The following is a 24,859-nucleotide window of genomic DNA, read 5'->3' as shown; positions in this document are numbered from 1 at the left end:
TGTCACCCATGCGTGCAGGCCCTGGCGTCAACGCCGTGATACAGGCCCGGTCGTCGTCCACCCGGCTGCCGGGGAAGGTGCTGCGGCCGCTGGCCGGGCGGAGCGTGCTCGGCTGGGTCGTCCGGGCCGCCGCGGCCGCCCCCGGCGTTGACCAGGTGGTGGTCGCGACCTCGGAGGAGGCGTCCGACGACGCCGTTGCCGCCGAGGCGGAGCGCTGCGGCGCGCGCGTCGTGCGGGGGCCGCTGGACGACGTCGTGGCTCGCTTCGGGCTCGCGCTTTCGGAGCATCCGGCGGACGCAGTGATCCGTCTCACGGCGGACTGTCCGCTGCTCGATCCAGCCCTGATCGGCCGGCTGGTCGCGGTGTGGCGGGCCGAACCGTCGCTGGACTACGTCTCGACCACACTCGTCCGCACGCTGCCACGAGGCTTTGACGCGGAGCTGGTGCGCGCGCCGGTGCTGGCCGAGCAGGTGGCGACCGCGACCGGAGCGGATCGCGAGCACGTGACGTCGGCGATTTACCGGCAGCCCGACCGGTACTCGTGCACCGGCGTCGTGGTCAGCCCGCCGGCCGACGACCTGCGGGTCACTTTGGACACAGCAGAGGACTGGGAGCTGATCTCGGCTCTCGTGGCCGAACTGGGCGACGCACCGGGCTCGTGGCGTTCGGTGGTGTCGCTGCTGCGGTCGCGGCCGGATCTGGTGGCGTTGAACGCGCACGTCGAGCAGAAGAAGGTCGGCCGGTGAAGCTGCTGCTCCGGGCGGACTCTTCGCCGACCATCGGGGCCGGGCACATCTCCCGCGTGGTCGCCTACGCCGAGCGCGCGGTCGCCCGAGGCTGGGACGTGCACTTCGCCGGCTCCACGACCAACGCGGAGTGGCTGGCCGCCCGATTCGACGAGCTGTCGGTGCCGCGTTTGCCGGTTTCTCCCTTGCCTGACTTGGTTCCCGGCTTCGACGCGGTACTTGTGGACCACTACGGCATCGGCGACATCCGGGCCGAGGTGAACTCCGCCGGCGCTCGTCTGGTGTCCATTGAGGACGATGTGTTCGGCCGTCGTCCGGCGGACGTGGTGGTGGACTCGGGCTTCGCGCCGGGCCCGCGTCCCGACGACGGATCGGGCTTGCTGCTGCGAGGTGTGGAGTACACGCCGCTTCGGGACGTCGTGCTGCGCGCGCGTGCTCGCCGGAGCACGTCGTCGCCGTTGCAGGTGACGGTGGTTCTGGGCGGCGGTGCCGAGTGGGCTTCGACGGTTTCGCTATTGCTCCAAGCGCTTGCCGACACGGGTTTGCCGTTCGCGGCAGACGCTTTGGTCCGTGGCACGCCGACGTTGCCGTCCACGGTGGATGGCCAGGTGATCCGGGTAGCCGCGCCGCATGCCGGATTGCTCGACCTGCTCGCCGGGACTGACGTCGCGATCAGCGCTTCCGGGGTGACGTTCCTGGAGCTGTGCTGCCTCGGCGTGCCGACCGCCGCGGTGCAGCTGGTGGATAACCAGGCGACCGGATACCGGGCGGCGTTGGAGCGGGGACTGGCGTGCGGCTTGGGACTAGCGGAGACGTTGGCCGAGCGGTTGCCGGAGGCGACGGAGACGTTGCGGCAGCTGCTGTCGGACGCGTCGCTGCGGTCGCGGCTTTCGGAGCGCGGACGGTCCGCTGTGGACGGTCGGGGAGTGGACCGGGTGCTGGACGTCCTAGCCGGGGTTTGATCGAGGACTGGGACAGTCCGCAATCCTGCCTAGCCTCCTTGGCATGACCGAGACCCCGTTCCGGATCCGCATCCCGCAGTCCGACCTCGACGACCTCAACCGCCGCCTCGCCGACACCCGCTGGCCGGACCCGTTCGAAGACCCGGTATGGGAGCTGGGCATTCCGGTGACCGAAGTCCAGGACCTCGTCGACTACTGGCGGCTCGCGTTCGACTGGCGGGCGCAGGAAGAACGCATCAACGGCTTCCCGCAGTTCACCACCACCATCGACGGCGCCAACGTCCACTTCCTGCACCTCAAGTCTCCCGAACCGGACGCCATCCCGCTGCTGCTCACGCACGGCTGGCCGGGCTCGATCGTCGAATTTCTCGACCTGATCGGCCCGCTCGCCGACCCCAGGGCATACGGCGGCGACCCGGCCGTCGCGTTCCACGTGGTCGTTCCGTCCGTGCCCGGGTTCGCCTTTTCCGGGCCGACACCCGACCGCGGCTGGGGCCCGGCGCGGACGGCGCGGGCTTGGGCGGAGTTGATGACCCGGCTCGGGTACGAGAGGTTCGGCACGCACGGCGGCGACTGGGGCGCGCTGATCTCGCGCGAACTCGGCGTCCAGTTCCCCGACCGGATCATCGGAGCGCACGTGACGATGCTGCCGTCCGCGGTGGTGCGCGACGAGGCCGACCTCGCCGGGCTCACCGGGCCTGAGCTGGCGAAGGGACAGCGGTCGCTGGCGAAGTCACGGGCCTTCCAGCGCACTGGCGTCGGCTACGCGATGATCCAGTCCACCAAACCGCAAACGCTTGCGTACGGCCTTACCGACTCCCCGGCCGGTCAGCTGGCCTGGATCGCCGAGAAGTTCCGTGCCTTTTCGAACACTGATCACGACCTCATCGACCGCGACGATCTGCTCGCCAACGTCTCCATCTACTGGTTCACCCGCACCGCCGCGTCGTCCGCGCGGATCTACGCCGACCAGGACGTCCAGTGGGGCGCGCCGTTGCCGTCGTCGACGGTGCCGACGGCGGTCGCGGTGTTCCCGGACGACATCGGCCTTCCGCTCAGGAAACTGGCCGAGCGTACCGACCGGATCGTGCGGTGGACGGAATTCCCGCGCGGCGGGCACTTTCCGGCGCTTGAGGAGCCCGATCTGCTGATCGGGGACCTGCGGGAGTTCTTCTGCGCGAAGAGCTAGTGGCGGTTCTGTTGCGCGAAGGAAGCCGTCCAGTGCTGTTGAGAGGAGAGGATGCGGCAATGGATGGCAAGGGCTTTTCGCGCCAGATGACTATCTCGAACCGGCTGGGAAGGAGTGGTCGGCGTGCAAGCTGCCAGCAGGCTGGCTGAATTCCTGAACTGGCCGGGAAACGTGGCCGGTGAGCTGTCCTGGGCCGAGGCAGAGGCGGCGATGGGGTTTTCTTTTCCGGAAGACTTCAAAGCCGTGGCCGCTACCTTTCCGACCGGCGCCTTCGGCGAGTGCATCTACTTCGTCTCGCCGATCCAGAGCGCCGACTCCCTGGGGATGTTCAAGGACCGGCTGGAGATTACGAATACTGGCTTCCTGGACGGCAGACAGGTGCTTCCGGACTACTATCCGCACAGGTTCCACCCGGAGTTTCCTGGGCTCATTCCGTGGGCGGTGGATGACGATCACTCGTATTTCTGGAATGCGGTCAGTTCGACTGAGTCAGACGGAAAGGTCTTCTTCTTAGAGAACACAGGGCCAGACTGGGGTGTCTATGAAGGAAGTATCGAAGACTTCCTCGTGGACATCCTCTCCGCGGCTTTTACACATCCGGGTCTTTACTCAGACCTCGGCGAAGCCGCACGAAGGTACGAACAGTACTGACTAGAGGAGTGCCTGGGAGCAGGCGCTGATGGCCCGCCACCGAAGACGCTCCGGTGGCGGGCCACAGCAGGCGCTAGAGGTACTGCCCAGTCCCGGTAATCCCGTGCCCGTGCCCCTCACCAGGCTGCCCGCCGGAACCAGACGACCCCGCGGGCAGCCCGCGGCGCATCTGCTCCAACTGCACCCGCGCGGCCATCTGCTGCGCGAACAGCGCGGTCTGGATGCCGTGGAACAGCCCCTCCAGCCAGCCGACCAGCTGGGCCTGCGCGATCCGCAGTTCGGCGTCCGACGGCGTCTGGTCGTCGGTGAACGGCCGCACGAGCCGCTCCAGCTCCTCCTGCAGTTCCGGTGCGAGGGCCTGCTCCAGCTCCCGCACCGACGTCTGGTGGATCTCCCGGACGCGGTTGCGGCTGGCGTCGTCCAGCGGCGCGGCGCGGACCTCCTCCAGCAGCTGCTTGATCATCGTTCCGATGCGCATCACCTTGGCCGGTTCCTCGACCAGGTCCCCGACGGACTCGTTCTCCTCGCCGTCGGGGGCGACCTGTGCGGTGCCGACCGGGACTCCGTCCGGTCCGACGACGACCACGTGCGGCGCGTCCGTTCCGTCCCCGGTCGCGCCCGTTCCCCCGAAGTTCGGCTCGCTCATGTGCTCCATCCCCGTCGCTGACTGGCGGTCCTGACCCGAGCCTAGCGGCCGTTCGGGCAGTTCTGCCCAACCCCGCGGCAACCGCGAAACCGCACGTCCGTACGGTGTCACCATGGCGTTCGACGTCGCTCGTATCCGTGGGCTGTTCCCCGCGCTTGGCGACGGCTGGATTCACTTCGACGGCGCCGCCGGAATGCTCGTGCCCGAACAGGTCGCTTCGGCCGTTTCGACGGCGATGCGGGCCCCGGTGTCCGGGCCGGGCGGAGCCTTTCCGGCCTCCCAGCGGGCGGAAAGCATCGTCACCGCGGCCCGCCGGGCCGTGGCTGATCTGGTCGGGGCGGACCCGGCCTCCGTCGTGCTCGGTCCGAGCGCGCCGGTGCTGCTGCGCAGGCTCGTCGACGCACTCGCCGAACGCTGGACGATCGGCGACGAGGTCGTCGTCTCCCGGCTCGACGAAGAGGCCAACATCGCGCCGTGGCGGCGTGCCGCGAAGCGCGTCGGCGCGGTCGTGCGCTGGAGCGAGATCGACATCGAGACCTGCGAACTGCCCGCGTGGCAGTACGAGAACCTCGTGTCCGCGCGGACGAAAGCGGTGTCGGTGACGCTGGCGTCCGGGTCCGTCGGGACCCGGCCGGACGTGCCGACGGTGATCGAGTTCGCCAAGCGCGTCGGGGCGCTCGTCGTGGTCGACGCGACCTACGCGGCCCCGTTCGTGCCGCTTGACCTGCAAGAACTCGGTGCCGACGTCATGGTCGTCTCTGCGCCCTCGTGGGGTGGACCGGCGGTCGGCGCGCTGGTGTTCCGCGACCCGGAGCTGCTGGAGCGCATCTCGTCGGTGTCGCTCGACCCGACCGCGACCGGTCCCGCGCGGCTTGAACTCGGCCCGCACGCCTACCCGCTTCTGGCCGGCGTCGTCGCTTCGATCGACTACCTCGCCGGCCTGGACGACGCCGCGACCGGCTCCCGCCGCGAACGCCTGGTGACGTCGCTCGGCTCGGCCAAGTCGTACCACGCGGGCCTGCTCGCGCAGCTGTCCACGGAACTGCGCTCGCTGCGGCACATCATGGTGATCGGCGACGCGATGCGCCGGATCCCCGCGCTCGCCTTCGCGGTGGCCGGCGCGAAAGCGTCCCAGGTCGCCGAGTACCTGGCGTCGCAAGGCTTGTGCGCGTTCGCCGACGACGGCACCAGCGGCGTGTTCGCGTCGCTGGGCGTCGGCGAGGTCGGCGGAGCGGTGCGGATCGGGCTGGCGCACTACTCCAACGTTTTCGAGATCAACCAGCTGGTGCGGGTGCTGGAAGAACTGCGCTGACCGTCAGGACTTCGCGGCGAGCAGGACCTTCCCGAAGATGCTGCCCTCTTCGAGCATCCGGTGCGCGGACGCGGCCTCGGCCATCGGCACCACATCGCCGACGATCGGCTGCACCGAACCCTGTTCCACCAGCGGCCACAGCCGGTTCCGGACATCCGCGACGATCGCCGCTTTCTGCTCGAGCGGACGGGACCGCAGCCCGGCCGCGTACACGCTCGCGCGTTTGCCGAGCAGCTTGCCGATGTTCAGCTCGCCCTTGATCCCGCCCTGCATGCCGATGATGACCAGGCGGCCGTCGGCGGCGAGTGCGTCGACGTTGCGGTCGAGGTACTTCGCGCCCATGTTGTCGAGGATGACGTCGGCGCCCTTCGTCTCGGCACGCAGCACCTCGACGAAATCCTGTTCCTTGTAGTTGATCGTGAGGTCGGCGCCGAGCTGGCTGCAGCGTTCGAGCCGCTCGGGCGAACCGGCGGTGACCGCGACGGTCGCGCCGAGCGCCTTGCCCACCTGGATCGCGTGCGTGCCGATGCCGCCCGCACCGCCGTGCACCAGCAGCACCTGGCCTTCGTCGAGACCGGCGTGCATCACGACGTTCGCCCACACCGTGCAGGCCACCTCGGGCAGCCCGGCCGCGGACATCGTCTCGATCTCGGCGGGCACCGGCAGCAGCTGCCCGGCCGGGACCGCGACGCGCTCGGCGTACCCGCCGCCGGCGAGCAGCGCGCACACCTCGTCGCCGACCTGCCAGCCCTCGACGCCCTCGCCGAGTTCGGCGATCGTGCCCGAGCATTCCAGCCCGAGGATGTCGCTCGCCCCGGGCGGCGGCGGGTAGTTGCCCTGGCGCTGCAGCAGGTCGGCGCGGTTGACCGCGCTGGCCGTGACGTCCAGCAGCACCTCGCCGGGACCGGGTTCCGGATCGGGGACCTCGGTCCATTCGAGCACGTCAGGGGCACCGGGTTCGCGGATCGTGATCGCGTGCATGCGCCCGACTGTATCCCGGGTCAGCCGAGATCGTTGGTGCTGAAGGTGTTGCAGCTCGCGGGCTGGCCGGTGCGGTAGCCGGTGGTGAACCACTTCTCGCGCTGCGCCGAGGTGCCGTGCGAGAAGCTCGACTGGTCGACGTGGCCGTTGCCGAGGTTCTTCTGGATGTAGTCGTCGCCGATCCGGGCCGCGGTGTCCAGCGCGCGCGAGATGTCGTCCTGTGTGACGTCCTGGACCAGCGGTTTCCCGGAGCTGGTCGGGGTGGTGCTGGCGTGGTTGGCCCAGACCCCGGCGTAGCAGTCGGCCTGCAGTTCCAGCCGGACCGAACCGGACGTCGGGCCGGAGCCGGTGCCGCGCTTGGACGTGCCGGTGAGGTTCTGCACGTGGTGGCCGTACTCGTGGGCCAGCACGTACGCCTCGGTGAACAGCCCGCCCTTCGCGCCGAAGCGGGTCTTCAGCTCGTTGAAGAACGACAGGTCGATGTACACGTGCGAGTCGGCCGGGCAGTAGAACGGCCCGGTGTCCGACGTCGCGTTGCCGCAGCCGGTGCGCACGCCGCCGGTGAAGAAGCGAGTGGTCGCGCTGCGGTAGGTCTGGCCGGAACGGGAGAACTCCTGGGTCCAGTAGTCCTGGACGGAGTTGACGACCGCGACGATCGCGCAGTCGTGGTCGCGGTTCGCGTCGGCTCCGGTGCGGCACTTCTTCGCGAGCGTGCCCGCGTCGAGCTGCTGCCCGGACTGGACGTCGCCGAGCCCGATCCCGCCCGCCGCGGGCGAGGTTCCGGTGCTGGGGACGCCGCCGAACTGGGAAAACAGGAAGTAGATGACCAGGCCGACGATGCCGAGCCCACCGCCGCCGATGGCCACACGGCCGCCGATCCCGCCGCCTCCGCCGCTGCCGCGCAGGTCCTGGACTTCGGAGGTATCCAGATCCGCGTTGTCGTCGAATCGCACGGGAAGAAAGGGTAGCCGCAAAGCCGGAGACGAGGCTGGGTGCGGCCCCTGCGCTGGGGGCCGCACCCAGGTACTACCGAGGTTTCGTTGACAGCGGTTGGCCACCGGCCGGGCTGGCGTCCGGCAGTGCCTTCACGGTGCCGAGGCCGCGAAGTGAAGCAGTGCCAGAACGACGCCGGGTGCGCGTAGCCGATGCCGAGCGCACGGGGTGCTCGTGCTGTTCGCAATCGCGACCGAACCGGAACGGGGCCGTGCCGGTCGCGGGGACACAGCGGGCGGTCAACCGCGGGTACTACCTGCCATGCCACCACCTGGCCCTTCCCGGGGGGAGACCGGACCGGCGTGCCTTCCGGCGCGCTCCGGGATCCTCGTCGTCCCTCCGCTGCCACCGAGGATGCGCTTCTTCGCGCCGAGTCTCAACCTTTTCGTAACCCTCCATTGGGGGAAGTTCGGCCGAAAATTTTCACGGCGGGTCGTACCGGGCCGTGCGAAACCGGCCTTCTACGCTTCCGGCATGAGCGATGACCAGGACGTGCGCTGGCTGGATCCGGCCGAACAGCACGCCTGGCGGGCGTACATCGTCGCGTCGCTCCGGCTGCGCCAGCGCCTGCACCGGGAGCTGACCGAAGCCCACGGCATCTCGCTGGCCGACTACGAGGTGCTGGTGTGCCTGAACCTGGCCCCGGACCGGTGCACCCGGATGACGGAGCTGGCGGCGCAACTCGGCTCGACGAAGAGCAGGCTTTCGCACCAGATCGGCAAGCTGGAGTCCGCCGGGCTGGTCGCGCGCCGCCCGGACCCGGAGGACAAGCGCGGCGTGCTCACCGCGCTGACCGACGCTGGCCAGCGCGTACTGGACGAAGCCGCGCCGACGCACGTGCGCGGCGCCCGCGAGCACCTGATCGACCTGCTGACGCCCGCCGAGCAGGCCGCGGTGGCCACGGCGTTCACCCGCGTCCTCGAACACCTGGACGACGTGGAAGGACGGCGCGATACCCTGACCCAGAAGGAAGCGTGGCAGAGCGGCCGAATGCAGACGCCTTGAAAGCGTCCGTAGGGAAACCTACCGGGGGTTCAAATCCCTCCGCTTCCGCTTGCCCGTCGTTGGGTGCCTGGCCCCGGATTCCGTGTTCGCGCGGGAGACCGGGGCCGTTTTCTTCGGCTCGCTTCGGCTACCGCGGTCCGGCGGTCGCGCGGGTACCCTTGGCCGTGCTGTGCGCCGGGTTCCCGTGGAGTCTTCCGTCATTCGCGACGTCGGCTACGACGCCGCGAAGTCCGTGCTGGAAATCGGGTTCCGCAACGGCAGCGTCTACCGCTACCACCTCGTGCCCGCGCGGGTGCACCGCGAGCTGATGGCCGCCGACAGCCTGGGGCGGTACCTCAACGGCGAGATCAAACCGCGGTTTCCCGGGGAAGCCGTGGAATGATTGTGGCGTCAGGCTTTCTTGGCCTCGCGCTGGGCGATCCGCGCCTGGACCTCCGGACGGCGCAGCGGCGGCACGGTCGCCGGCGGCTGGCGGCGCTGCGGGAGTTCCTCCAGCAGCCGCGCGGTGATTCCGGCGATTTCGGCGACCGCCGCCTCGAACGGTTCGCGCGTCGCGTCCGAAAGGGACTGCACCCCGGTCACTTTGCGCACGTACTGGCGTGCCGCGGCCTCGATCTCGTCCGTGGTGGCGGCGGGCTGCAGGCCGCGCAGCGTCGTGATGTTTCGGCACATGTCGTTCAGGGTACGTCTCTTCGGCTGACCGCATCACACTCTAGGGCCAACCTCGTTGACGGGGTCCGAGATCGCCCGGCAACCTTGATGAAGTGCCCCTCAGACCGCGTGCCCTTCGCTCCAGCCGTCCCATTACGGAAGTTCCCGCCGACACCCCGATTCCCGAGCAGGCCTGGCACCGCGTTCCCGCCGACGAACTGGTCACGCTCGTTTCCGTTGTCCTGATGGCACAAGGCTTTCCCGAAGACCGCGCGCGTCCGGCCGCGGAAGCGCTGTGCCACGGCGATCTCACCGGCGCGCCCGAAACCGGGGTCGCGGAATTGACGCGGGTGCATCTGCCCGCGATAGAAAACGGCTTCGTCAGCCCCGGTGCGCAACCGTTGCTGATCGCGGACCGCGGTGCCGCGGCGCTGGTCGATTACCGGCATGCGTCCGGGTTGTGGGCGGTCGGTGATGCGATGGACCGGGCGGTGCAGCGGGCCGGGAGGTTCGGCGTCGGGCTGCTGTCGGTGCGCGGGGTGGGGCCGTTCGGCCGCGTCGGACACCATGCGGCGCGGGCGTTGCCGCACGGGATGATCGGGGTGGTGATGGCCGCTGGCGGGTACGCCGATCAGCCGGTGCATCCACTGGGGATGGCGGCGCCGGCGGGGGCGTATCCGGAGTTCGTGCTCGACGTCGATCTCGCTGATACGGCGCGGAATCCGCAGTTCGCCGGGTTCGCGTTGATGGTGGATGTGCTGGCCGGGGTGTTGTCCGGGGTTGCTGATCATGAGCATGACACCGGGTTGCTGGTGCTGGCGATCGCGCCTACGACGTTGCGTAGTGCGGATGGGTTTTATCGGGCGGCTAGTGCGGTGTTCGGGAGCATGCTCGGGTGGGAGGGGGGTGCGCCGATCCGGTATCCCGGGTGGCGGGAGGCGCAGTATCTCGAGCAGTGCCGGGCGTTGGGGGTGCCGTTGCAGGCTGCGGTGCGGCGGCAGTTGGATTCGCTGGCGTTGAAGTTGGGGAGGAAGCCGTTGACGACGGTGGGGTGAGGGGGCTGGGGGCTCGTCGCCTGGCGGCGACATTGCGCCGGGGTGTTGGCGTGGGGCACCCCGAAGCCCGATTGTGCTGACGCTCGGTGGGTGCTTGTCAAGGCGGGAAAGATGCCTTGACAAGCACCCACCGAGCGCAGGGAGGCTTCGTATCGGGGTGCGGGGGTGGGGCTGGGTGCCTCGCTGGTTGGGTGCGTCGGTGGCGGTTTTGCTGGGGGTGGGGCTTGCGCCCCAATGTGGCATTGGGTGCGTCAGATGCAACCAATGCCACATTGGGTGCATCGGTGGGCGGGGTCGGTCCGTGAAGGGCCCCTTGAGGGAATGCCGGGTCGTGGCGAGAGGCGCGGGGGGCGTTGAAGTCCGTGAGGGGAACCCTGGGGGAATCAGCGTCTGTGAAGGTGGCCCTCACGGGCATTGCCCTGGCGAGGCGAGCCCTGCGGGGAGGGTCAGTTTTCCAGGGAGACGCGGGCTTCCTCGGCGCCGACCGCTACTACGTCGCCGTTGGCGAGCTGGCGGCCTCGGCGGGTTTCGATCTCGCCGTTGACCGTGACTTCTTCCGCGTCGATCAGGTCTTTCGCGTGTGAGCCGTTGTCCGCGAGGTCGGCCAGTTTCAAGAACTGGCCCAGCCGGATTGGTTCGCCGGTGATCGGGACGTCTCGCGTGCTCATGAGGCGCATCATGTCACGGGGTCGTGGTCGCTCGGTTGTACAGCTCGGTGATCTGGTCGTCGAAATAGCTCGAGTACGACACGTCGTCGGTGTAGCCGCCTGCCTCGTAGCCGCCGATCACGCCGACTACCGTGCCGGTCTTCGTGTCGGGGGCGGGGTCGGCTACCAGTGGGCTGCCGCTCGTGCCGGTCGCGAAGCCGGGGCAGTCGAGTCGTAGCTGGTGTTCGTCTTGCTGCTGGGTGCGGGTTTCGCAGGTGGCGACCTCGTCCACGCCGTCTGGGTAGCCGGCGACCGTCACCGGGCGTGCGAAGGGGCCGTTCGTGCCTAGTTGGTTGGCGCCGGTTACGGCTTCTAGGGGTTCGGGGGAACCCTCTTGGCGCGCGGTCGCGAAGCCGACATCTAGGTTGGGATCGGACGAATCTATCCAGGCCTGTGCGACCACCTCGTCTCCGACCTGCCAGTACCCGTAGGGGGCCACGCCGTCGTGGAAGCCGGGTGCGAACGTGACGTTGGAGATATAGCCGCCGCCTTCGCCGTCGTGGATGCAGTGTGCGGCGGTGAGCAGTTCGTCCCCTCGTGGGCTGTGTACGACGCTCGCGGTGCAGTAGTGCGAGCCGTCGACGAACAACGCGCCGATGGACGCTTGGATCGGCTTCGCCGGGGTCGACGACGCGACCTCCGACTCCGCTGCGTGCTCAGCGCACGCCACGATGGTCCCGCTCGCACTCATTAGTGCGAACAGCCCGATCACCGTGCGCCGCATGCCACCTCCTGGTCTGGTCCTCGTCACTAGTATCAGAGAAAGCGGTGAGACCAGGGTGGGGAGACGATGAAGGACTTCTCGAACAAAGTCGCAGTGGTCACCGGAGCGGGCTCGGGCATCGGCCGGGCGCTGGCGCTCGAACTCGCGTTGCACGGCGCGCTCCTTGAACTGTCCGATGTCGACGCCGAAGGTCTCGACGGGACTGTGCGCGAAGCCCGCGAACGCGGGGCCGAGGTGCGGGGGCATTCACTGGACGTGGCCGATCGGGCCGCGGTGCTCGCGCATGCGGAGGACGTCGTGCGGGAGCACGGCCGGGTCAATCTCGTCGTGAACAACGCTGGGGTGGCGCTGGGCGCGACCGTCGAGGACATGACGTTCGAGGACTTCGACTGGCTGCTCGCCATCAACCTCGGCGGCGTCGTGAACGGCACGAAGGCATTCTTGCCGCATCTCATCGACTCCGGCGACGGCTACGTCGTGAATATCTCCAGCGTGTTCGGATTCGTCGGAGTGCCTACGCAGAGTGCATACAACGCGGCGAAGTTCGCCGTTCGCGGATTCACAGAGTCACTGCGCGAAGAAATGCTCGCGGCCCGGCGTCCGGTCGGCGTCAGCTGTGTGCACCCGGGCGGGATCAAGACCAACATCGCTCGCAACGCCCGCGGCGGAGCAGGCGGCGACCAAGACAAGGCGGCGGCCGGATTCGACAAAATCGCCCGCACCACACCGAAGAAAGCGGCCGAGACGATCTTGCGCGGCGTGCGCAGGCGGTCCGCTCGGATCCTCATTGGACCGGACGCCTACGTGATCGACGCGATCCCGCGCCTGCTCGGTTCGGCGTACCAGCGTCCGCTCGCGATTTTGGCGCGCCAGGGGCTCAAACGCGTCGACCGGAACGGATAGCGCGCGGCGACTGTCCGCATTCTTGATCACTCGATGGAGTTGCATTTTCGCCGAACCGGTCGGAAATGCCGCAGAATGCTGCCAGTCCACTCGTGTGTCCGCACCCCGGAGGTAGCCCTCGATGCTGCGCCTTGCCGAGCGCCGATTGCCCGCGCCCGCTGACCGCGCCTCCGGGGAACTGGTCGATCGCACCGGCATCATCGCCGCGAGCCTGCCGCGCGGGCCGCGTCCGCAGGACGACGCGGTGGTGCCGGAGACGAGCTGCGAATCGACCCAGCAGATCCCGGTGATCGCCGGATGCGCGCCCGCCGAGGAACGCCCGCGCGCGGTCGCGTCGCGGCGGCGAGCCCGGGTGTGGGTCGGCACCGGGGTGGCGGTGGTCCTGGTCGGACTCGGCTGGCTCGCCGGCGGCTACTTCACGGGTGCTCTGGGCCCGTCCTCGGACGACGCCGTCGCGCAGGCCGAACAGCGCACCCCGATCGCGGAACAGCAGATCCCGGTCCCGTCGACGATCACGCCGCCGTCGACGCAGACCGCGCCGCCGGTCACGGTGTATGTCCCGGTGCCTTCGCGGGAAACGCCGGTGCGGCGGCACGCGCCGGTTCACCCGACGACGCCGCGCGCGACGGCTGCGCCCAAGACGTCGGAACAGGCCGATCCGCGGGCGGACCTCGAGACGCCTACGCCGAGCAAGACTCCGCCGCGGGCGGGGATTGACGAGTTCCTGAACTGGAAGCCGTGGTTCGACGTGGCGCAGCGGATGGCTGGCGGGCACTAAGCGGGCTCGTGAGTGGCTATGCCGGTTCTAACCGGCCTAAACACGCACGAGGGTGTCAGCCGATCCAGCCGTATTCGTGTTCTGGCCGTCCGGTCGCGCCGTAGCGGAGCCGCATTTCCACCGCGCCCGACTCGGCCAGTGCGGTCAGGTAACGCTGCGCCGTCGCGCGAGCCATGCCGAGTTCGCGGGCCACTTCGGCGGCTGACAGTGGCGTCGGCGAACCGCGCAGCCGCTCGGACACCAGCCGTGCCGTCGCGCTTGATTGGCCTTTGGGCGTCGCCGCGCGGTCCTGGTCGTGCAGGGCGCGGAAGGCTCGGTCCACGTCGTCCTGGGACAGTGGGCGTTCGGTCGTGACCAGGCTGCGGTACCGGGCGTACGAGGTGAGCCGTTCCGATAATTGCCTGGTCGTGAACGGTTTGATCAGGTAGTTCAGCGCGCCCGCGCGGATCGCGGCGGAGATGGACGCGGCGTCGGTGGCGGCGGACAGCACGATGGTGTCCGTCTTCAGGTCCGGCAGGACATTGAGGCCGGGCTCGTCGGGCAGGTAGACGTCCAGCAGCACCAGGTCGGGGGCCAGTTCCCGCACGCGGGCGCGAGCCTCGGCGGCGGTGTGCGCGACTCCGGCGACGGTGAATCCCGGTACCTCCGACACGAATCCCGCATGTACGCCGGCGACGCGGAAGTCGTCGTCCACGATCAGGGTGCGGATCATGTGTCGGTCTCCTCGGGTCGGTCCAGCAGGCCGGGCAGTTTGGCGACGAACAACGCGCCGGTCGTCGTGCCGCCGGGGTCGGCGAGCCAGACGTCGCCGTCGCGGGCTCGGGCCGCCTGGCGGGCCAAGGCTAGTCCGAGGCCGTGGCCTGGACTGAGCTTTGTGGACACTCCTTCGTCGAAAAGCCGGTCCTGCAAACCAGGGTCGACGCCTGGGCCGCTGTCTACAACGGACACATGCAAGGTCGAGCGGTCGGCGAGCAGGCCGATCTCTACCCACGCTGGACGGCGCGGGCCCATGCGGGCGGCGTGCAGTGCGTTGTCGACGAGGTTGCCGATTACCGTGCCCGCGGCGATCGGGTCGGTCACCGCGGCGGGGACCCAGGAGTCGTCGGCCAGGCGTAGGTCCATGCCTTTTTCTTGGGCCTGCTCGGTTTTCGCGACCAGCAGGGCTTGCAGGTACGGGTCGGTGATCCGGTCGTCGAGCGGTTCCGCGCGCGAGGCGGTGGATTCGGTGAGGGTTTGCAGGTATTCCTCGGCTTCGGTGTGGTGGCCCAGCTGCAGCAGGCCGGACAGGGTGTGCAGGCGGTTCGCGAACTCGTGCCGTTGCGCGCGCAGGCCGTCGGACAGCGAGCGGATGCCGTCGAGTTCGCGGGTGAGGGTGTCGAGGTCGGTGCGGTCGCGGAAGGTCAGCACGGTGCCGAGTGCGCGTTCATCCCGTTGCACGGCGCGGGAATTGATCACCAGGACCCGGTTTCCGGCTACCGCCAGGAGGTTGTCGACGGGCCGTCCTTCCGCGACGGCCTTGTGCACGCGCGGGGACAGGTCCAAGTCTTGCAGCGGTGCGCCGACCGGGAGCGGGGTGCCGAGGAGGCGTTCGGCTTCGTCGTTGCGGACGGTTACCCGGCGTTCGGCGTCGACGGCCAGCACGCCTTCGCCGATGCCGTGCAGGACGGCTTCGCGCTCGTAGAGGAGTTCGGTCAGTTCGTGGGGTTCGAGGCCGTGGGTTACGCGGCGCAATCGGCGGTTGAGCAGGGCGGACGCACCCGCGCCGATCAGGAGTGCACCGCCGCTGAAGACCATCGTCAGGATGAACAGCCGGTTGAAGTCGCCGGTCAGCTCGCCGATGCGGTAGCCGACGCTCACTTCTCCGACGACCCGGGAGCCTTGTCTGATCGGCGTCTTGCTGCGAACGGACGGTCCCAAGGTGCCCGCATTGAACTCGCTGACTACGTCGTTGCCCGCGATGACCTCCTCCCACGGCGTGCTCACCTTCCTGCCAACCTCGGAGAGGGTGGGGTGGGCGAGGCGGATGCCGTGGTCATCCGTGATGACCACGAACAACAGCGCTTCGTCGGTGCGCGTCTCCGCCTCGACTCGCTGCTGGAGTTCCGGCGTTGGCGTCCGGGCTGCCGCACCGGCGATCACCACTGGCTCCGTGGCCACCGATTTCGCGATCGCCAGCGCTCGCTCGCCGTACTGTTCGGTCAGGGTCGTGCGCAGGAGCCAGCTGATCAAGGCGACGCCGAGGCCCACGACGAGGACCACCACGCCGATCTGCAGCAGCAGCACCTGACGGGTGAACCGCATCCGCGGAAAGAGCGCCCACTTCGGCATGCCAGGGAACATACCCCCAGCTCAGCGCTGTGCGCTAAACGAGCAAAACGTGGAGAACGCGCAGAGCGCACGCAGAACGTCGACAAGCTTCTCCGCCGCGAAACCCGCTCTTAACCTGCGTCGAGCGAGTCCCCACCGTGACGAAGGAGTCACCTCGATGGCCCCACTCATCGAACTGATCGGCGCCACCAAAAGGTTCCCGAGCGGATCAGGTTCCGTCCACACCGCTGTCCGCGAGCTGACCATGACCGTCGAACCGGGGGAGTTCGTCGCCGTGGTCGGGCCGACTGGCTGCGGGAAATCCACCACGCTGTCCCTGGTTTCCGGGCTGCAGCCGCCGTCGGCCGGGCGGGTGGTCGTGCACGGTGCCGACGTGAAGTCGATTCCGGACGGCGTCGGCTACATGTTCCAGACCGACGCGGTGATGCCGTGGCGTTCGGTGCTCGACAACGTCGCGTCCGGGCCGCGGTTCCGTGGCGAGTCCAAAGAGGACGCTCGGAAGAAGGCGGCGGACTGGATTGGTCGGGTCGGTCTGGCCGGGTTCGAAAAGTATTACCCGCACCAGCTTTCCGGCGGGATGCGCAAGCGAGTCGCATTGGCGCAGACGCTGGTCACTGAGCCGAAAATCCTGCTGATGGACGAGCCGTTCTCCGCGCTCGACGTCCAGACTCGCGCGCTGATGCAGGACGAGTTGCTGCGGCTGTGGTCGGGTACCGGTGCCGCGGTGATCTTCGTGACGCACGATCTCGACGAGGCGATCGCGTTGGCGGACAAGGTGATTGTGCTGACCACGAGTCCGGCGACGGTCAAGGACGTCTTCGAGATCCCGCTGGAGCGGCCGCGCAAGGTGGAAGACCTGCGGCTCACCGAGGAATTCCGCAAGCTCTACTCCGACATCTGGGAATCGCTGCGCGGCGAGGTCGACAAGGCCCGCCAGAAGGGAGCGACCGGTGTCGCTTGAGACTCAGACCGCGCCGACGCCGGTCTTCGAAACCGAACAAGACATTCTCTCCCGCGCGAAGCGCTCCGCCGGACGGCACAAGCGCAACGTCTGGCTCCTGCGGCTGGCGATTCTCGTGGCATGGCTTGGTCTTTGGGAGCTGGCGGGCCGGTTCTGGATCGACCCGTTCTTCTACTCGATGCCGTCGAAGATCTGGGAACGGCTCGTCGAATGGTTCTCGACCGGAACTGATTTCGGGACCATTTGGTACCAGATCCTGGTGACCGTCGAGGAAGCCGTGATCGGCTTCGTGCTCGGCGCGGTCGCCGGCGTGATCTGCGGCGTCATTCTTGGTCGCAGTGCGTACCTCGCCGAGGTGCTGGCTCCGTTCATCAAGGCGGCCAACGCGATGCCGCGGATCGTGCTCGCCGCGCTGTTCGTGATCTGGTTCGGCCTTGGGCTGTCCTCGAAGGTCGCGACGGTGTTCGTGCTGGTGTTTTTCGCAGTGTTCTTCAATGCGTTCACCGGTGCCCGGGAAGTGGATCGCAATCTGATCGACAACGCTCGTATCCTTGGGGCGACGAGGTGGCAGGTGCTGCAGTCGATCGTGTTGCCCAGCGCGACGTCATGGATTCTTTCATCGCTGCACGTGGCTTTCGGGTTCGCGTTGATTGGCGCGGTCGTCGGCGAGTACACCGGGGCCAAGGCGGGTATGGGCTTCTTGATCGCCAATGCGCAGGGCACGTTCGACACCGCCGGGGTTTACGCCGGGATGCTGGTGATCATGATCGTGGCGTTGTTCGCGGAATGGCTGATCGGTTCGGCGGAGCGCAAACTGCTGCGCTGGCGTCCGCAGATGTCGGCCGACGACGGACGGCGGGATATCTGACATGCGGCTGAAGAGGACACTCGCGGTCGCGGCGGCCGCGCTGGTGACCGTGGCCGGGGTGAGCGCCTGCCGGGATTCGCGGGAGATCGACCTCGGCAACGGCGGGCGGCCGCACGTCAAGATCATGGTCGGCGGACTGTCCAAAGTGATCTATCTGCCGGGTCAGCTCGCGAAGCAGCTGGGCGAGTACCAGAAGCAGGGGCTGGACGTCGAGCTGTTCGACCAGCCGTCCGGGGCCAACGCGGAAACCTCGCTGCTGGCCGGGGAAGTGCAGGGTGTGATCGGGTTCTACGACCACACGATCGACTTGCAGGCCAAGGACCAATGCATTACCAGCGTGGTGCAGTTCGCGAATGTTCCGGGCGAGGCGGAAATGGTCGCCACCCCGAAAGCCGGGCACATTAAATCCGGTGCGGACTTCCGCGGCAAGAACCTCGGCGTCACGTCGCTGGGGTCGTCGACCGACTTCCTCACCAAGGCGCTCGCGAGCCGTGGCGGGGTCGGCAGCAAGGACTACACGCCGGTGAAGGTCGGGGCCGGGCAGACGTTTATCTCTGCCATGCAACAGGGTTCGATCGACGCGGGCATGACGACCGACCCGACCATCGCGCAGTTGACCAACACCGGACAGGCCAAGGTGCTGTACGACATGCGCACGCCGGAAGGCACCCGCGCCGCGCTGGGCGGGCTGTATCCGGCGAGTTCGCTGTACATGAGCTGCGAAATCGTGAAGCGCTATCCGGACGTCGTGCAGAAGCTCGCCAATGCGTACGTGAATTCGCTGCAGTGGCTTTCCGCGCACACCGCGGAACAGGTGGCTGACCTGATGCCGCCGTCGTTCGCGGGCGGGGACAAGGCGTTGTACGTCAAGTCGCTCAAGGACAGTCTGCCGATGTTCACCAAGGACGGCCGGATGGACCCGTCCGGAGCGCAGAACGTGCTGAAGGTGCTGGGTGCGTCTTCCAGCAACGTAAAGCCCAAAAAGGACAAAATAGATTTGTCCAAGACCTACACCACCCAGTTCGTGGACGCCGCGCACGCCCGTACGGCGCGGTAGTCCACTTCGGAAGGAGTCCGGGCCGGTCCGTTACCTTCCCGGCGGACCGTCCCGGACTTCCGCGTATACAAAGGAGAATCGGGACATTTGGTGAAGAGTTCCCGAGATGTGAATACCCTTCGAAAGTAGCTACCTATTCTGGGCGGGCGAATTCAACACTGGTACGCGCAGGCACTCCCGTGACCAGATTGGATGCCCATGAGTTCACGATCCTTCCCGCGTCCCCTCGGACTGCTGGCGGTCGGCGCGTTCGCGGCCGCGACCCTCGTCGCCGGCGCGGGAGCCGGGCCCGTCACGTTCGGCTCGCACTTCCACGGGAACCACTACTCCGGCGGAAACTGGGGCGGCTACGTCAGTTTCGGCAGCTTCACCACCGCGACCGCGGGCTGGACCGAACCGTCGGCGACCTGCAATTCCAGCAACGACCTCTTCGCGCCGTGGGTGGGCATCGACGGCGACGGATCGTCCTCTGTGGAGCAAACCGGCGTTGCGACCGATTGTTCCAGCGGCAGCCCGCAATATCAGGCTTGGTACGAAATGTACCCGGCCGCCCCGGTTTACTACTCGGCGAGCGAGGCGCCGGTGAAGGCGGGCGACCACATCACCGCGACCGTCACGCGCAGCAACAACAGCTACAAACTCGACCTGAAGAACGACACTCAGGGCTGGACCAAAACGACCACGCAGTCGCTGAACGCGAAGCACTCGTCGGCCGAGGCGATCATCGAATCGCCGACCGATTCGTACCCGGCGATCAGCGGCGGCGTGAAGTTCGACGGGGTGAAATTCGACGGCAAGAACCTCGCCGACACGAGCCCGCAGGGCCTCAACGCGGACGACGGCGGCAGTGCCACGTGGGTCCCCGGCGCGATCGGCTCGGACGGGCAAAGCTTCGCGATGAACCGGCAGTAGGTCGTGAAGGACTCCTTGAGGGAATCAGATTCCCGCAAGGAGTCCTTCACGGACGTTCGAAGCGGTAGGCGCGCTCGACCCGGGAGACCTGGACGTCGAAGGAGCGGTACCACTCGGCGCGGCCCTGGTTGCGGGTTTCGGTGTGCTCCAGGTTGGCGCGCCAGGCGGCGATGGAGTCCTCGTCCCGCCAGTAGGACACGGTGATGCCGAGCCCGGACTCGTCTCGGACGGAGTTCATGGCGAGGTAGCCGGGCTGCTTCGCGGCGAGTTCGGCCATGTAGGCGGCGCGCTGGGCATAGCCGCGGTCGCCTTCGGTGCGCCGGGACGTGAAGATCACCGCGTAGTAGGGCGGTTCGGGAAGCTCCATGGCCGGAGATATACCTGCCGGACCCGGGCGAGGCCAGCGTTTTTCAGCCCTGGAGGCCGTTGACCGCCCAGGCGAACACCATCAGCGCGAGCAGCAGCGAGATGCCAGCCTGGACCATCATGGTCATCTTCGCCCAGATCCGCAGCGGCATGACGTCGGTCGGGCTGAACGCGGTGGCGTTGGTGAACGAGGTGTACAGGTAGTCCAGGTACCGCGGCTCCCATTCGTCCTTGGCCATCGACGGGTCGCTCATCTGCGGAAACTGCAGGTCCGGGAAGTCCGCCCGGCCCGCCGCGCGCCGGGCCGGGCCGCCGCGGTCGAACTCCCAGTACCAGAGCGAGAAGACCACGATGTTGGTCCAGTAGATGACCACGCCGCTGATGAGCACCTGCACGGCGTGCCCGCGTTGCGCGCCCTGTGCGATCCCGATCACCAGCTGCACCGCGGACGCGCCGTTCAGCACGCTGACGACGGCGAGCGCGGTCAGCGCGACCATCCGCTCGACGATGTTGAACTCGCTCAGCCGGCCGGGGTTCAGCAGGAGCAGCGCGACGATCAGCACGGCGGTCAGCGAGGGCAGCAGCCACCACGGGTGCAGCACCATCTCGTCGGGCAGCGCGAGCTGCAGGGCGAGGGTCCCGATGACGACGGCCGCCGCGGGCCACCGCGTCTCGCCTTTGGTCGTCCGCCGCCAGGCAGGCACACGTTCGTCAGCCACCTGGATACGGTAAGACGCGGTGCCCGTTACTGCGCGGTTTCCGGGGACGGCAGCTTCCTCGCGACGTCAGTGCGGCTTCGCGCGCCTAGCTTGCGAAGCACCTTCGCCACGTGTTGCTCCACTGTGCGCGGCGACAGGAACAGACCGTCGGCGATCTGACGGTTCGTGCGGCCCTCAGCGAGCATCTCGGCGACTTCGCGTTCTCGCGGCGACAGTTCGCGACCGTAGCCGCGACGGCCGCGTTGAGACGGTGCCCAGGCGCCGTGTTCGCGTAGCAGGTGATGGCAGCGGCCAGCGTCGCGCGCGGCACCCAGCTGTACGTACGCAGCTGCGACTTCTCTGAGGGCCGCTGTCGCACTGCCTTGACCTGCTTCGAGGCGACAGCGCGCTGCGCGTTCACGCATGCCTGCGGCGACGTACGGCATCGGCAGCTCCGCGTACGCGTCGGCAGCGGTGTCGAAGAGCGCCGCGGCCGCTAGGTGTTTCGCGCGGGCGTTTGTCAGGACGGCTCGGCCAGCGTGCAGGGCTGCGGCGGCGAGAGGTGCGTCGCGGTCTTCGATGCCGCGCGCGAACTCTTCGACAAACGCGTCCGCGTCGTGCCAACGGTCTGCGCGCGTGTACGCCTCTGCAGCGGCCGGGACGAGCGACGCTGCCCAGACCCACACGCCTTTGCGGCGAGCGGCGTCGACAGCGATATCGGCGGCTTCGCAGGCTGCGGCGACGTCGTCGGTCGACAGATGTACGCCGATCAACACCGAGGCCGCGCACAATACGACGGGGATAGGGCCTTCGCCCGGGCGGAGCGCCGAGGCGTCGGCCAAGTGTCTTCGGGCCGCGGCGAACTCGCCGCGGATTGCCGCCAGCCCACCCAGCACCAGCGACGTCTCCATGACGATCGCGCCCAGCGCCGGGTGCCGCGTGCGGACGTCCTCGGTCGCCTCGGCCAGGCCTTCCCACCGGCCGCGGAACCACGCTAGCCGCACTTCGGTGCCTTCGATCAGGCCCTTCGGGTACAGCGCGCCGGCGTCCGAAGCCCGGCGCAGCCCCTCGACGACCAGCTGTTCGGTCCGGTCGAGGTGCCCGGACCACGACTGCGCGTCGGCGAGGTTGCACCACAGCCGGGCCAGCTGCACGCGTTCGGCGACGCTCGATGCGGTGTCCGGCAGGGCCTGGAACTCCGCCCACGCCGAACCGTCGCCGATGTGCGCGGCGGTCGCGATCCTGTCCCCGGTGAGCGTGAGCCGCAGCTCGGGGTCGGTCAGTCCGGTGTGGACTTCCCGGGCCCGGCGCATCCACTGCTGGTGCCACGACAGCGGGGTCAGCCCGTCGAACGGCAGCGCGAGCAGGTTGATCCCGCGCGCGGCCAGCTCCGGACGGTCCGACAGCTCGGCGACGGCAAGTTCCACCGCCGCGCGACCCTGCTCCAGCCGACCGGCGACGCGCACCAGCAGCATGCCCAGAGCGAGCCGGATCGTCCCGTGCACGGCCGGCGGCAACGGCCGGTCCTCGAGCACCTTTTCCAGCGTCAGATGGACATCCGGGCGGAAGACGCGCAACGCGACGTCGCTGAGCTTCTTCGCCAGCCGCCCGACCGCGGCCTCGTCCGCCTTCGCGACAATCGCCTGCAGCAGATCGATCGCCTGCGCGGTATCGCCGCGGGCGACCGCCTCGTCCGCCGCTTTTTCCGCGTACTGCCGCCATTGCTCGACGCAGCCAACGGCGTGCGCGTGCGCGGCGAGCAGCGACAGCGGTTGGTTCGGCAGATGCATTGCCTTGGTGTGCAAGAGTTTTCGTTCAAGCGCGCTGAGACTATCGTACACCGCTTTGCGGGCGAACGGTTGCCGGAAGCCGTAGCGATTGTCCTCGATTTCGTCCAGCAGGCCACCGGACAGCGCTGACTCGTCCACGGCCACGCCGGCCAGCTCGTTCAACAGCGACAGCTCGGCGGGCACGTTGAGCACAGCCGCGGCTTTGGCAAGCTGCGCCGCGGCTTTCGGCAGCGCGGACAGCTGGCGGGACACCGATTCCTGAAGCGCGGCAGGCACTTCCAGCCGATCGAGCGCTGACTCGGTCAGCTCGGCCCCGCGCAGCGCGCGCAGGGTTTCCTCGGCGACAAAAGGAATCCCGGCCGTGTACTCGTGCAGCTTCGCGGCGAACCCGGCATTGATCCGCGGCACCGCCAGGAGGTCGCAAGCCATCGCGGTGATCGCCGCGGAGTCCAGCGGCCCGAGCGTGACCTGTGCGCTCTGTACCCCGGGAACGGCGCGGACGACGGAGTTTCCGGTCCGGCAGGTGGCGACCACGCCGAGGTCCGGCGGCCAGTCGACGGCGAGAAACCGCAGCAGGTCACCGGTTCCCGGGTCGGCGCGATGCAGATCGTCGATGAGCAGCACGGTCGGTCCGCAGGCGATCAGCAGCTCCCGGAAAGCGCGGAACACGCGATGCCGTTGCGCGCCGGGGTCCGGCAACGGCTCTGGCGCGGGCGGCAGCACGTCGGCCAGTTCGGGCAGAAGTGGTTGCAGCGCACCGGCAACCGGGCTCAACGGCCCGAGCCGGTCCCCGGCGGCGCGCAAGGCTTCCAGCACCGGACCGTACGGAAAGGGCTCCCGCAACTGCGGGCACGCCCCGCGGAGCACGCGGACCTGGGAAAACTCCGGCCGGACGGCGAGTTCGGCGAGCAGCCGGGTTTTGCCCATCCCCGGCGCGCCCTCGACCAGCACCGCCGCTGGCCGATGTCCGAGCACTTCAGCGACGGCAGCGAGTTCGAGGTCGCGTCCGGCAAAAGCCGCCGGACGCGGACGCACGGAAACCACCGTCGGAACGGCCGGCCACATCACGACCTCCCCAGTGCGCGTCTTGTCCGTTTCGCCCGGAGCTTAAGCAGTGCGCGGGGCGCGGTAAACCGACTCTCGGCGGGGTAGTGCGTACCGTGCTCACACGTCTGCCTCCGCAGCGTCACCGGTTGGCAGAAGAAAACCCGGTGCACGGTCACCGACGAGTGCGAAACCACGCGGTGTTCCCCGGTTCAGCGGAACAACCCGCGGGCCGTCGCTTCGGCGGCGAACGCTCGGTAGTCGCGCAAGTCCCTACTTAAGGATTGCTCCGCTACCTATTCTCGGGCCCCCTTATTGCAGTGGATTGGACCATCGCCGCACGCTTCGTGGCCGGGGGGAACCGAACGCGAGGGAGAAGTATGAAAGCCATCAGATTCCTCGGTGCCGCAACCGCTGCCGCCGCGGTGACCGCGCTGTTCGCCGGAGTCCCGGCCGCGAGCGCCGCCCCGCTCAACCCCGACATGGTCCCGGCGATGCAGCGCGACCTCGGCCTCACCCACGGCCAAGCACTCGCCCGGCTCGCGAACGAGCAGGCCGCGAACAAGATCGGCGCGACACTGGAGAAGACCCTCGGCGAACGCTTCAGCGGCACGAGCTTCAACGCGGCGACCGGCAAGGCCGTGGTCGCGGTGACCGACGCGTCGCTCGTCGACCAGGTGCGCGCGGCCGGTGCCGAGGCGCAGGTGGTCCGGTTCAGCGCCCGCCAGCTGGACTCGACCGTGCAGAAGCTCAACGCTCAGGAGAAGGCCGCGCCGCAGTCGGTCACCGGCTGGGGCATCGACACCGCGAGCAACCGGATCTCCCTGACTGTCCTCAAGGGACAGCGCGGCGCGGCGGAGAAGTTCGTCCGGCAGTCCGGTGTGGACACTGCGGCGGTGACCGTGACGGAAACCTCGGCGGTGCCCAAGGCGCACTACAACGTGCGCGGCGGGGACGCGTACTACATCGGCAGCTCGTCCCGCTGCTCCGTCGGATTCTCGGTGAACGGCGGCTTCCTGACCGCTGGCCACTGCGCGGCGCTCACCGGCGGCGGCGCGCTGTCCGGCTACAACCGGGTCGCGATGGGCCAGTTCTCCACCTACCGCTTCCCGGGCGCGGACTACGCGGCCGCGCGGGTCAACAGCAACTGGACCCCGGTCGGCCAGATCAACAACGGCACCCGGGTCGCCGGTTCCACCGAGGCGGCGGTCGGCGCTTCGGTGTGCAAGGCAGGCTCCACCACCGGCTGGACCTGCGGCACGATCCGCGCCAAGAACCAGACCGTGCGCTACCAGGAGGGCACCGTGACCGGCATGGTGCTCACCAACGCCCGGTCCGACCACGGCGACTCCGGCGGCGCGTTCATCAGCGGAAACCAGGCACAGGGCATGGTTTCCGGCGGCGACACCGTCAACAGCTACTACTACCCGGTGAACGTCGCGCTTTCGGCGACCGGCACCACGCTCGTCCGCGGCTGATTCGGGTTCCAGGGAGCGCCCGCGCGCGGGCGCTCCCTTCAGCGGCTACAGACG

Annotated in this window: 26 protein-coding genes and 1 tRNA gene; 16 read left to right on the top strand and 11 right to left on the bottom strand. The window is 68.5% G+C overall.

The window, feature by feature from the left end; all coding sequences use genetic code 11:
- The first annotated feature begins 8 nt into the window (after positions 1-8).
- From ACFSVL_RS07755 to ACFSVL_RS07740, 4 genes are all read left to right on the top strand, one after another.
- A complete protein-coding gene (locus tag ACFSVL_RS07755; protein ID WP_378301781.1) occupies positions 9-746 on the top strand; it encodes a cytidylyltransferase domain-containing protein in 738 nt (245 codons plus the stop codon).
- On the top strand, positions 743-1,708 hold the full coding sequence (locus ACFSVL_RS07750; RefSeq protein WP_378301779.1) for a spore coat protein: 966 nt from the start codon (positions 743-745) through the stop codon (positions 1,706-1,708). Before ACFSVL_RS07755 ends, ACFSVL_RS07750 begins: the two co-directional genes overlap by 4 nt.
- Before the next feature lie 43 nt (positions 1,709-1,751).
- Positions 1,752-2,897, top strand: coding sequence for an epoxide hydrolase family protein (locus ACFSVL_RS07745; RefSeq protein ID WP_378301778.1), 1,146 nt, complete (start codon positions 1,752-1,754; stop codon positions 2,895-2,897).
- A gap of 123 nt (positions 2,898-3,020) precedes the next feature.
- The gene (locus ACFSVL_RS07740) at positions 3,021-3,548 is read left to right on the top strand and encodes an SMI1/KNR4 family protein (protein ID WP_378301776.1); all 528 of its coding nucleotides are present in this window, start codon (positions 3,021-3,023) and stop codon (positions 3,546-3,548) included.
- A gap of 73 nt (positions 3,549-3,621) precedes the next feature.
- Here the strand turns inward: ACFSVL_RS07740 and ACFSVL_RS07735 are convergent, their stop codons facing one another.
- On the bottom strand, positions 3,622-4,203 hold the full coding sequence (locus ACFSVL_RS07735; RefSeq protein ID WP_378301774.1) for a bacterial proteasome activator family protein: 582 nt from the start codon (positions 4,201-4,203) through the stop codon (positions 3,622-3,624).
- 103 nt (positions 4,204-4,306) lie between these two features.
- Here ACFSVL_RS07735 and ACFSVL_RS07730 point away from each other — a divergent pair, with 103 nt between their 5' ends.
- Positions 4,307-5,506, top strand: coding sequence for a cysteine desulfurase-like protein (locus ACFSVL_RS07730; RefSeq protein WP_378301772.1), 1,200 nt, complete (start codon positions 4,307-4,309; stop codon positions 5,504-5,506).
- Positions 5,507-5,509: 3 nt separating this feature from the next.
- Here ACFSVL_RS07730 and ACFSVL_RS07725 read toward each other — a convergent pair whose 3' ends face one another.
- Positions 5,510-6,487: an NAD(P)H-quinone oxidoreductase gene (locus ACFSVL_RS07725; RefSeq protein ID WP_378301770.1), complete on the bottom strand. Its 978-nt coding sequence runs from the start codon at positions 6,485-6,487 to the stop codon at positions 5,510-5,512.
- A 20-nt stretch (positions 6,488-6,507) separates the two neighbouring features.
- Complete coding sequence (ypfJ, locus tag ACFSVL_RS07720) at positions 6,508-7,440, bottom strand: KPN_02809 family neutral zinc metallopeptidase (protein WP_378301768.1); 933 nt, start codon at positions 7,438-7,440, stop codon at positions 6,508-6,510.
- 514 nt (positions 7,441-7,954) lie between these two features.
- Here ypfJ and ACFSVL_RS07715 point away from each other — a divergent pair.
- The 3 genes from ACFSVL_RS07715 to ACFSVL_RS07705 all read left to right on the top strand — a co-directional run bounded on the left by ACFSVL_RS07715 (position 7,955) and on the right by ACFSVL_RS07705 (position 8,867).
- A complete protein-coding gene (locus ACFSVL_RS07715) occupies positions 7,955-8,485 on the top strand; it encodes a MarR family winged helix-turn-helix transcriptional regulator (RefSeq protein ID WP_378301766.1) in 531 nt (176 codons plus the stop codon).
- Positions 8,449-8,533, top strand: a tRNA-Ser gene (locus ACFSVL_RS07710). The genes ACFSVL_RS07715 and ACFSVL_RS07710 overlap by 37 nt, the downstream gene beginning before the upstream one ends.
- Before the next feature lie 121 nt (positions 8,534-8,654).
- Positions 8,655-8,867, top strand: a complete 213-nt coding sequence (locus ACFSVL_RS07705; RefSeq protein WP_378301764.1) for a KTSC domain-containing protein — start codon at positions 8,655-8,657, stop codon at positions 8,865-8,867.
- Between the two features lie 8 nt (positions 8,868-8,875).
- On the opposite strand, the gene ACFSVL_RS07700 is transcribed toward ACFSVL_RS07705, so the two are convergent.
- On the bottom strand, positions 8,876-9,157 hold the full coding sequence (locus ACFSVL_RS07700; protein ID WP_378301762.1) for a DUF2277 domain-containing protein: 282 nt from the start codon (positions 9,155-9,157) through the stop codon (positions 8,876-8,878).
- Between the two features lie 92 nt (positions 9,158-9,249).
- Between ACFSVL_RS07700 and ACFSVL_RS07695 the strand changes: the two genes are divergently transcribed.
- Positions 9,250-10,191: an Ldh family oxidoreductase gene (locus tag ACFSVL_RS07695; RefSeq protein ID WP_378301760.1), complete on the top strand. Its 942-nt coding sequence runs from the start codon at positions 9,250-9,252 to the stop codon at positions 10,189-10,191.
- Positions 10,192-10,637: 446 nt separating this feature from the next.
- On the opposite strand, the gene ACFSVL_RS07690 is transcribed toward ACFSVL_RS07695, so the two are convergent.
- Together ACFSVL_RS07690 and ACFSVL_RS07685 are read right to left on the bottom strand one after the other, a co-directional pair.
- Complete coding sequence (locus ACFSVL_RS07690) at positions 10,638-10,859, bottom strand: RNA-binding S4 domain-containing protein (RefSeq protein ID WP_378301758.1); 222 nt, start codon at positions 10,857-10,859, stop codon at positions 10,638-10,640.
- Between the two features lie 13 nt (positions 10,860-10,872).
- Positions 10,873-11,622: a trypsin-like serine peptidase gene (locus ACFSVL_RS07685; RefSeq protein WP_378301756.1), complete on the bottom strand. Its 750-nt coding sequence runs from the start codon at positions 11,620-11,622 to the stop codon at positions 10,873-10,875.
- A 66-nt stretch (positions 11,623-11,688) separates the two neighbouring features.
- On the opposite strand from ACFSVL_RS07685, the gene ACFSVL_RS07680 reads away from it, so the two are divergent.
- Entirely contained in the window at positions 11,689-12,525 is an 837-nt protein-coding gene (locus tag ACFSVL_RS07680) for an SDR family NAD(P)-dependent oxidoreductase (RefSeq protein WP_378301754.1), read from the top strand.
- A 121-nt stretch (positions 12,526-12,646) separates the two neighbouring features.
- Positions 12,647-13,303 carry a hypothetical protein gene (locus tag ACFSVL_RS07675; protein ID WP_378301753.1) on the top strand — a complete coding sequence of 219 codons (657 nt, stop codon included), beginning with the start codon at positions 12,647-12,649 and terminating at the stop codon, positions 13,301-13,303.
- Between the two features lie 55 nt (positions 13,304-13,358).
- On the opposite strand, the gene ACFSVL_RS07670 is transcribed toward ACFSVL_RS07675, so the two are convergent.
- Together ACFSVL_RS07670 and ACFSVL_RS07665 are read right to left on the bottom strand one after the other, a co-directional pair.
- The gene (locus tag ACFSVL_RS07670; protein ID WP_378301751.1) at positions 13,359-14,015 is read right to left on the bottom strand and encodes a response regulator; all 657 of its coding nucleotides are present in this window, start codon (positions 14,013-14,015) and stop codon (positions 13,359-13,361) included.
- A complete protein-coding gene (locus tag ACFSVL_RS07665) occupies positions 14,012-15,604 on the bottom strand; it encodes a sensor histidine kinase (protein ID WP_378302021.1) in 1,593 nt (530 codons plus the stop codon). The genes ACFSVL_RS07670 and ACFSVL_RS07665 overlap by 4 nt, the downstream gene beginning before the upstream one ends.
- Positions 15,605-15,788: 184 nt before the next feature.
- On the opposite strand from ACFSVL_RS07665, the gene ACFSVL_RS07660 reads away from it, so the two are divergent.
- The 4 genes from ACFSVL_RS07660 (at position 15,789) to ACFSVL_RS07645 (ending at position 19,429) form a co-directional block, all read left to right on the top strand.
- Positions 15,789-16,592 (top strand): ABC transporter ATP-binding protein, encoded by an 804-nt coding sequence (locus ACFSVL_RS07660; protein ID WP_378301749.1) that lies wholly within the window; start codon positions 15,789-15,791, stop codon positions 16,590-16,592.
- Complete coding sequence (locus ACFSVL_RS07655) at positions 16,582-17,460, top strand: ABC transporter permease (RefSeq protein WP_378301747.1); 879 nt, start codon at positions 16,582-16,584, stop codon at positions 17,458-17,460. The genes ACFSVL_RS07660 and ACFSVL_RS07655 overlap by 11 nt, the downstream gene beginning before the upstream one ends.
- Before the next feature lies 1 nt (position 17,461).
- Positions 17,462-18,517 carry an ABC transporter substrate-binding protein gene (locus ACFSVL_RS07650; protein WP_378301745.1) on the top strand — a complete coding sequence of 352 codons (1,056 nt, stop codon included), beginning with the start codon at positions 17,462-17,464 and terminating at the stop codon, positions 18,515-18,517.
- Between the two features lie 198 nt (positions 18,518-18,715).
- Entirely contained in the window at positions 18,716-19,429 is a 714-nt protein-coding gene (locus ACFSVL_RS07645; protein ID WP_378301743.1) for a G1 family glutamic endopeptidase, read from the top strand.
- A gap of 46 nt (positions 19,430-19,475) precedes the next feature.
- Here the strand turns inward: ACFSVL_RS07645 and ACFSVL_RS07640 are convergent, their stop codons facing one another.
- The 3 genes from ACFSVL_RS07640 to ACFSVL_RS07630 are packed head-to-tail and all read right to left on the bottom strand — an operon-like array spanning position 19,476 to position 23,348.
- Positions 19,476-19,796: an antibiotic biosynthesis monooxygenase family protein gene (locus tag ACFSVL_RS07640; RefSeq protein WP_378301742.1), complete on the bottom strand. Its 321-nt coding sequence runs from the start codon at positions 19,794-19,796 to the stop codon at positions 19,476-19,478.
- A gap of 43 nt (positions 19,797-19,839) precedes the next feature.
- Positions 19,840-20,514, bottom strand: coding sequence for a hypothetical protein (locus ACFSVL_RS07635; protein WP_378301740.1), 675 nt, complete (start codon positions 20,512-20,514; stop codon positions 19,840-19,842).
- Between the two features lie 26 nt (positions 20,515-20,540).
- Positions 20,541-23,348 carry an ATP-binding protein gene (locus ACFSVL_RS07630; protein WP_378301738.1) on the bottom strand — a complete coding sequence of 936 codons (2,808 nt, stop codon included), beginning with the start codon at positions 23,346-23,348 and terminating at the stop codon, positions 20,541-20,543.
- Positions 23,349-23,707: 359 nt separating this feature from the next.
- Here ACFSVL_RS07630 and ACFSVL_RS07625 point away from each other — a divergent pair, with 359 nt between their 5' ends.
- Positions 23,708-24,805 carry a S1 family peptidase gene (locus ACFSVL_RS07625; protein ID WP_378301736.1) on the top strand — a complete coding sequence of 366 codons (1,098 nt, stop codon included), beginning with the start codon at positions 23,708-23,710 and terminating at the stop codon, positions 24,803-24,805.
- The last annotated feature ends 54 nt before the right edge of the window (positions 24,806-24,859 follow it).

Origin of the sequence: Amycolatopsis silviterrae, assembly GCF_042684085.1 — a bacterium.
Classification (GTDB): Bacteria; Actinomycetota; Actinomycetes; order Mycobacteriales; family Pseudonocardiaceae; genus Amycolatopsis; species Amycolatopsis silviterrae.
Note: the sequence above shows the minus strand (reverse complement) of the source record. Positions and strands in the feature narration are given on the sequence as shown.

What these genes read in the sequence shown, in the direction of transcription:
- ACFSVL_RS07755 (WP_378301781.1), top strand. Translation starts at nt 9, where the DNA reads ATGCGTGCAGGCCCTGGCGTCAACGCCGTGATACAGGCCCGGTCGTCG.
- ACFSVL_RS07745 (WP_378301778.1), top strand. Translation starts at nt 1,752, where the DNA reads ATGACCGAGACCCCGTTCCGGATCCGCATCCCGCAGTCCGACCTCGAC.
- ACFSVL_RS07735 (WP_378301774.1), bottom strand. Translation starts at nt 4,203, where the DNA reads ATGGAGCACATGAGCGAGCCGAACTTCGGGGGAACGGGCGCGACCGGG.
- ACFSVL_RS07730 (WP_378301772.1), top strand. Translation starts at nt 4,307, where the DNA reads ATGGCGTTCGACGTCGCTCGTATCCGTGGGCTGTTCCCCGCGCTTGGC.
- ACFSVL_RS07725 (WP_378301770.1), bottom strand. Translation starts at nt 6,487, where the DNA reads ATGCACGCGATCACGATCCGCGAACCCGGTGCCCCTGACGTGCTCGAA.
- ACFSVL_RS07715 (WP_378301766.1), top strand. Translation starts at nt 7,955, where the DNA reads ATGAGCGATGACCAGGACGTGCGCTGGCTGGATCCGGCCGAACAGCAC.
- ACFSVL_RS07700 (WP_378301762.1), bottom strand. Translation starts at nt 9,157, where the DNA reads ATGTGCCGAAACATCACGACGCTGCGCGGCCTGCAGCCCGCCGCCACC.
- ACFSVL_RS07690 (WP_378301758.1), bottom strand. Translation starts at nt 10,859, where the DNA reads ATGAGCACGCGAGACGTCCCGATCACCGGCGAACCAATCCGGCTGGGC.
- ACFSVL_RS07685 (WP_378301756.1), bottom strand. Translation starts at nt 11,622, where the DNA reads ATGCGGCGCACGGTGATCGGGCTGTTCGCACTAATGAGTGCGAGCGGG.
- ACFSVL_RS07680 (WP_378301754.1), top strand. Translation starts at nt 11,689, where the DNA reads ATGAAGGACTTCTCGAACAAAGTCGCAGTGGTCACCGGAGCGGGCTCG.
- ACFSVL_RS07675 (WP_378301753.1), top strand. Translation starts at nt 12,647, where the DNA reads ATGCTGCGCCTTGCCGAGCGCCGATTGCCCGCGCCCGCTGACCGCGCC.
- ACFSVL_RS07670 (WP_378301751.1), bottom strand. Translation starts at nt 14,015, where the DNA reads ATGATCCGCACCCTGATCGTGGACGACGACTTCCGCGTCGCCGGCGTA.
- ACFSVL_RS07665 (WP_378302021.1), bottom strand. Translation starts at nt 15,604, where the DNA reads ATGCGGTTCACCCGTCAGGTGCTGCTGCTGCAGATCGGCGTGGTGGTC.
- ACFSVL_RS07660 (WP_378301749.1), top strand. Translation starts at nt 15,789, where the DNA reads ATGGCCCCACTCATCGAACTGATCGGCGCCACCAAAAGGTTCCCGAGC.
- ACFSVL_RS07650 (WP_378301745.1), top strand. Translation starts at nt 17,462, where the DNA reads ATGCGGCTGAAGAGGACACTCGCGGTCGCGGCGGCCGCGCTGGTGACC.
- ACFSVL_RS07645 (WP_378301743.1), top strand. Translation starts at nt 18,716, where the DNA reads ATGAGTTCACGATCCTTCCCGCGTCCCCTCGGACTGCTGGCGGTCGGC.
- ACFSVL_RS07640 (WP_378301742.1), bottom strand. Translation starts at nt 19,796, where the DNA reads ATGGAGCTTCCCGAACCGCCCTACTACGCGGTGATCTTCACGTCCCGG.
- ACFSVL_RS07630 (WP_378301738.1), bottom strand. Translation starts at nt 23,348, where the DNA reads ATGTGGCCGGCCGTTCCGACGGTGGTTTCCGTGCGTCCGCGTCCGGCG.
- ACFSVL_RS07625 (WP_378301736.1), top strand. Translation starts at nt 23,708, where the DNA reads ATGAAAGCCATCAGATTCCTCGGTGCCGCAACCGCTGCCGCCGCGGTG.